Source organism: Kribbella sp. (assembly GCF_035655035.1).
Lineage (GTDB): Bacteria > Actinomycetota > Actinomycetes > Propionibacteriales > Kribbellaceae > Kribbella.
Map to the genome: position 1 here is coordinate 1 of NZ_DASRVN010000459.1, position 5,683 is coordinate 5,683.

At 70.6% G+C, this 5,683-nt stretch carries 4 protein-coding genes; 1 reads left to right on the forward strand and 3 read right to left on the reverse strand.

Annotated features, from left to right (window positions below):
• Positions 1-112 precede the first annotated feature (112 nt).
• Positions 113-892 (reverse strand): alpha/beta hydrolase, encoded by a 780-nt coding sequence (locus VFF46_RS25280; RefSeq protein WP_325039697.1) that lies wholly within the window; start codon positions 890-892, stop codon positions 113-115.
• An 80-nt stretch (positions 893-972) separates the two neighbouring features.
• On the opposite strand from VFF46_RS25280, the gene VFF46_RS25285 reads away from it, so the two are divergent.
• Positions 973-1,395, forward strand: a complete 423-nt coding sequence (locus VFF46_RS25285; RefSeq protein ID WP_325039698.1) for a MarR family winged helix-turn-helix transcriptional regulator — start codon at positions 973-975, stop codon at positions 1,393-1,395.
• A gap of 40 nt (positions 1,396-1,435) precedes the next feature.
• Here the strand turns inward: VFF46_RS25285 and VFF46_RS25290 are convergent, their stop codons facing one another.
• Positions 1,436-3,493, reverse strand: a complete 2,058-nt coding sequence (locus VFF46_RS25290) for a transglycosylase domain-containing protein (RefSeq protein WP_325039699.1) — start codon at positions 3,491-3,493, stop codon at positions 1,436-1,438.
• A 69-nt stretch (positions 3,494-3,562) separates the two neighbouring features.
• Positions 3,563-5,683: discoidin domain-containing protein (locus VFF46_RS25295; protein ID WP_325039700.1), on the reverse strand; the 2,121-nt coding region annotated here is incomplete at its 5' end.

Below are 5,683 nucleotides of genomic sequence, written 5' to 3' on the forward strand. Positions count from 1 at the left end.
CCCTGGTAGTACGTCGCGGTCTGCGTGAACCACGGATCCGTGAGGATCCGGCGGTCGCCGATCTCGATCAGCTGGCAGGCGTGCCCGATCCGGGTCACGGTCAACGTCGTCATCACGCCCCCAGCCCGAGCAGCGCGCCAAGCAGTTCCTCGGGGGTCTCCAGCTGCGGCAGATGCCCGGTCCGGGGCAGCAGCGTGTACGTCGCCAGCGGGATCGCGCCGGCGTACGCCTTGCCGTACTCCGGGCCCGCGATCCGGTCGCTCTCGCCCCAGACGACGTGCACCGGGATGTCGATGCCGCCGAGCCGCTCCGCCAGCGTCGGGTCGGACATCGTCGGCCCGGTGTATCCGATCAGCGCCTGGACGTCCGGGCTCGGCCCGGTCCCGCCGGCGCTCGCCGGCACCGGCGCCTTGCTCGGGTCGTGCCAGGAGAACTTCTGGATCTCGGTCGCGGAGAATCCACTGACGTCGGTCAGCGGCTGCCCCTCGACCTCGATGCCGATCCCGTCCACGATCACCGCGCCGCTGACCCGCGGGCTGTGCTGAAGCGCGATCTCCGCCGCCAGCCAGCCGCCGAACGAGTTGCCGATCACGGTCACATCGGCAAGGTCGAGCTCCTCGAGCATCGCGACGTACGCCGCGGCGAGGTCGCGGACGTTCGTCAGCGCGGCGCTGCGCGGCGTACCGCCGAAGCCGGGATGCGTCGGCAGCAGCACCCGCGAGTGCGTGCGCTCGGCGAGCAGGTCGGCGAAACCGGCCATGGTCAGGACGCCGCCGCCACCGTGCAGCAGCAGGAACGGCCGGGTGCGGTCGCGGTCCAGGACGGTGATGCCGGCGGCGGTGGTCAGGGTACGAACGGGCCGGAGGCTTCCGGCCGGAATCGGCGTGCTCATGGCTACTCCCTCACAAAGATGTTTATATAAGGAACCTTAGATCAGCCTCTTGATATAAGCAACCTGATATAGTGCGGGACATGAAGCACCAGCCCGCCGACGTCGCCCTGGCCGTCAAGCGCCTGCAGTACCGGCACCACCGCGCGCTGAGCCGCGCGCTCGCCCCGCTCGGGCTGTCGCTCGTGCAGTGGGACACGCTCCGGCACCTGCATCGCAACCCGGACGCCTCCCTGCACGACCTGGCCGTGCTGACCTTCCAGACCGATCAGTCGTTCGGCTCGCTCGCGACCCGGATGGCCGACCGCGGCCTGATCGAACGGATCCCCGGCCCCGGGCGCGCGGTCAAGCACCGCCTCACCGCCAAGGGCGAAGAGCTCCGTGCCGAGGGGCAGGAGGCGGTCGACGCCGTCTTCAAGACGTCCTTCGACGCTCTGACCCCCGCTAAGCTCGACCAGCTGGGCACGCTGCTCGACACGGCCCTCGGCGCCGACCCGACGGCCTGATCCACGCCCTGATCCACGGCCGGGCTACCGGGCTGGGCTACTACCGCTTGAGGCTGCCGAGGACGCGGGACGGTGGCGAGATGAAGTGGTCGCGCGGCAAGCCCTCGAGGGCGCCCTGCATGACGCCTTCCCAGATCGGCCCGGCGGTGCCGGACCCGGTCGGGTCGGAGATGGTCTGGCCGTCCAGCGTCTGCCCCATCAGGTTCGTGTACGGCGGGGTCGCGTCGGCGACGACCGCGGCCGCGGCGAGGTTCGGGGTGTAGCCGGAGAACCAGACCGCCAGGTTCTGGTTGATGGTGCCGGTCTTGCCGGCCAGGTCCCACTTGCCGAACTTCAGGTTGCCGCCGGTGCCGCCGGGCTGCATGACCGCGCTCAGCACCCGGTTCACGCCGTCGGCGACCCACGGCTCGAGGACCTGCTTGCAGGACTGGCTCGGCGTCGACAGGTACTTGCCGTTGTCGTCCTTGATCGACGTGATCAGCAGCGGCTCGCAGTACACGCCGCGGGCGGCGAATGTCGCGTACGCGTTCGACAGCATCAGCGGGGTCACGTACCCGACGCCGAGCGTCATCGAGACGACCTGCTCCAGCGGCTGCAGCGTCTGCGCGTTGTACATGCCGAGCTTGGCCGCGATCGTCGCGATCGAGCACAGCCCGGTCTTGCGGGACAGCTGCAGGAAGTACGTGTTCACGGAGTACCGGGCGGCGTCGACCATGGTGAAGTCGCCGTTCTTGGTCGAGTTCTTCGGCTGGTAGTTCTGGTCGCGCGTCCAGCCCTTGCAGGTCCGGTACGGGACCATGCTCAGGTCGATCTGCCTCGGCGAGTTGATCTTGTAGTCGATCGGGATGCCCTGCTGGATCGCCGCCGCGATCGTGAACGCCTTCATCGTCGAGCCGTTCTGGAACCCGCCGTACCCGCCGTCGTACGACTTCTCGACGTTGTAGTTGTACGCCGTCTCGTGGCGCCCCTCGCCGTACGGCTCGCTCTGCGCCATCGCCTTGACCAGCCCGGTGCCGGGCTGGACGACGGTGGTCGCCGCGATCGTGTTGTCGGTCGGCTTGCTGTGCTCGTCGATGGACTTCTGCGCGGCGGCCTGGATCCGCGGGTCCAGCGAGGTCCGGATCGTCAGCCCGCTGGTCTTCAGGTACTGGTCGCGGGCCTGCACGGTGTCGCCGAGCGCCGGGTTGGCGAGCAGCTTGGACACGACGTACTCGCAGTAGAACGGGTACGCCGAGTTGCCGCAGCCGTTCGGCACCAGGTGCATCTGGGACAGGTCGATCACCGGCGACCGGAGCGCGGTGTTCGCCTCGGCGACGTTGATGATGCCGAGCTGGAGCATCCGCTGCAGCACCGTCGCCCGCCGGTCGGTCGCCGCCGCCGGGTGCGTCACCGGGTCGTACCCGCTCGGGTTCCGGACCAGGCCGGCCAGCATCGCGGCCTGCGGCAGGCTGAGGTCGGCGGCGTTCACGCCGAAATAGTGCTGGGCGGCCGCCTGGACGCCGTACGCGCCGTCGCCGAAGTTCGCGAGGTTCAGGTACCCGTCGAGGATCTGGTCCTTGGACTGCTGCTGCTCGACCGCGACCGCGTACCGCAGCTCGAGGAGTTTCCGCTGGTACGTCGGGGCCGTCGCGGCGTGCTGCTCCGCCGGGGTCCGGGCCTCCTCGAGCAGCGTGAGCTTCACGTACTGCTGGGTGATGCTCGAGCCGCCCTCCTGGGTGCCCTCGGCGCGGTTGCGGATCAGCGCGCGCAGCGTGCCCTGCAGATCGAGCGCGCCGTGCTGGTAGAAGCGTGAGTCCTCGGTCGCGATGATCGCCTGCCGCATCACCGGCGCGACCTTGTCCAGCGCGACCGGCACCCGGTTCTCCTGGTACAGGTTCGCGATCACGCTGCCGTCCGCGGCCAGGATCCGCGTCCCGACGTCGGCGGGGCGGATGTTCAGCGGCTTCGGCAGACTGGCCAGCGAGTCCACCACCGCCTTGCTGCCGATCCCGGCGAACCCGGCGATCGGCACCACCAGCCCGGCCGTGAGGGCACCGGCCAGCGCGCTGACGCCCAGAAGCCGCGTCAGCAGCCGAACGCCGTGGCCGCCCGTACCCACCCTTCCACCGTAGGTCGCCGGACGGCGGCACACACGCGCCTCTCAGCGTCCTCTCATCCTGCCTGCCGGCTAGCTCTCCGGATAGGCCTCCAGCTCGTAGAGCGAGTAGCCGTACTGCGTCGCGCGATGGACGCCCTGCAGGCGGACGTACCGGGCGGTGGTGTCGAGCCAGAGCGTGTCGGTGCCGCCGTCGCCGTTCGTGACCTCGGTCGCGGTCGTCCAGGTGGACCCGTCGTCCGACACCTCGATCCGGTACGCCGATCCGTAGGCGGTCTCCCAGCGCAGTATGAGCTTGCCGAGGCGGGTCGGCGTACCGAGGTCGACCTGCAGCCAGGAGGCATCGTCGTAGCCGGAGGCCCAGCGGGTGCCGGGGTCGCCGTCGACGGCGAGGTCGGCGGTGAACGACGTACCGGGCTCGATGCTGGAGGCAACGACCGGGCGGTGCAGGGCGACGTTCGTGCTGCCGGTGCGCGGGCGTACGGCGACCCGGAGGACGGCGTCGAAGGCTGTCTGGCCGACGGTGAGCTTGACCGGGATGTCGACGTCGGCGAGTGGTGCGTCGGCGGGTGGTGTCAGCTTGACCGGGACGGTTTCGGTGAAGCCGCGCTTGACGGTGAGGGAGTGCGCGGCCTCCACCGTCCAGCCGGCCGGCGGCGTGATCGCGAGGGTCCCGCTGACGTCCGTACCGCGCTCGGCCGCGACGTCCACGCCGAACGTCGAGGTCTCACCGCGGACCACGTCGGTACGGTCCTCGCCGACGCGGACCGCCGCGAGCGGGGTGTCCGACCACAGCGGCACGACCTCGGCCACGGCCGGCGTACCGCCCGTCCACACCAGCCGTACTGCTTCCGCCTTCAGGTCCGGCACCGGGAGCTCGGCGTACGCCGACGACACCGAGCCGACGCGCTGCCACACTCCCCCGACCTGGACCTGCACGTCCGCCGATCCGGCCGTCCGCTGCAGGATCGTGAGCCCGGCCAGCTCGCGCGGCGCCGACAATCCGATGGTCAACAAATCCCCGGCGACCGGGGCGGTCGACGGTACGTAGGCGGTGTCGACGCTGCCGTCCACAGCCTGCTGGAACGACGAACCCGCCGCCGGTGCCGGCGTACCGCTCGCGGTCAGCGTGGTCTCCCGCCCGCCGATCGTCGCGACCGTGAACTCGCGGACCACCAGCCAGTAGTCGCTCGCGCTCAACGACCGGTACCGGACGTACCGCGCGGTCGTCCCCGCCGGAGCCGTGGCGCGTACTTCGGCCGTGGTCGCGCGGGTCAGCTCGGTCCAGCGGGTGCCGTCGGCGGAGTACTCGAGCACGCCGGAGTGGATGTAGTCGTTCGGGCTCGACGACTTGCCCATCAGGATCGTGATCAATCCGATTGTCGACAGTTGACCAAGATCGACCCGGACCTCGGAGCCGGTACTCGGCGCGCCGTTGCTCCAGTAGTACGTGTTCGGGTCGCCGTCGATCATCCGCGCGGGCACGTTGTCCTGGTACGTCCCGAGGCTGCTGCTCGCCGTACGTCCGGGCTGGACCCCGAGCCAGCGGTCGTGGACGCGCCCGGCCTCGGCGATCAGCTCGTCGACGACGCCCTCGCCGATCCGCGGGTAGGTGCCGCTGTGCGGGAGCCGGCTGTCGCGGATCGCCTTCGCCTGCGTGACGAGCGCGGTCACCTGCTGCCGCGCGGCCCAGGCGCCCGCTCCGTCACCGGCGTCCAGGGCGGCCAGCAGGTCGAGGGCGCGGTTCATCGCCCGGCCCCACAGTTCCGTTGCCTTGAGCCACGACTCCGCCTGGTCCGCGAACGCCGGGTCGACCACCTTGGCGCGGATCGTGGCCGGGGCGGCGGCGATCGCGTTCACCTTCGGCCGCAGGACGGCGATCGCCTCGGCGCGGCGGCCGGACCGCCACAGCTGCCAGAACTGGTCGACCGCGGCAGCGAACACCGGCGCACTCTCCGGGTGCAGCGTGCCGTCGTACGTGTTGAGATCGGCGAACACCTCGAGGGCGGCGGTGCCGCCCGGATCGCCGCCGGCCCGCTCGGCGAGGGCCCGCCGCCAGGACGCCTGCGGGTCGTACTTCGCGGGGTTCCAGCCGAGCTCGGCGAACGAGTACAGCGCGATCTTGCTGACCGCGGCCTGGTTCATCGGGTTCGAGATGACACCGGCGACGCTGTCCGCGATGGCCGGCTCGCG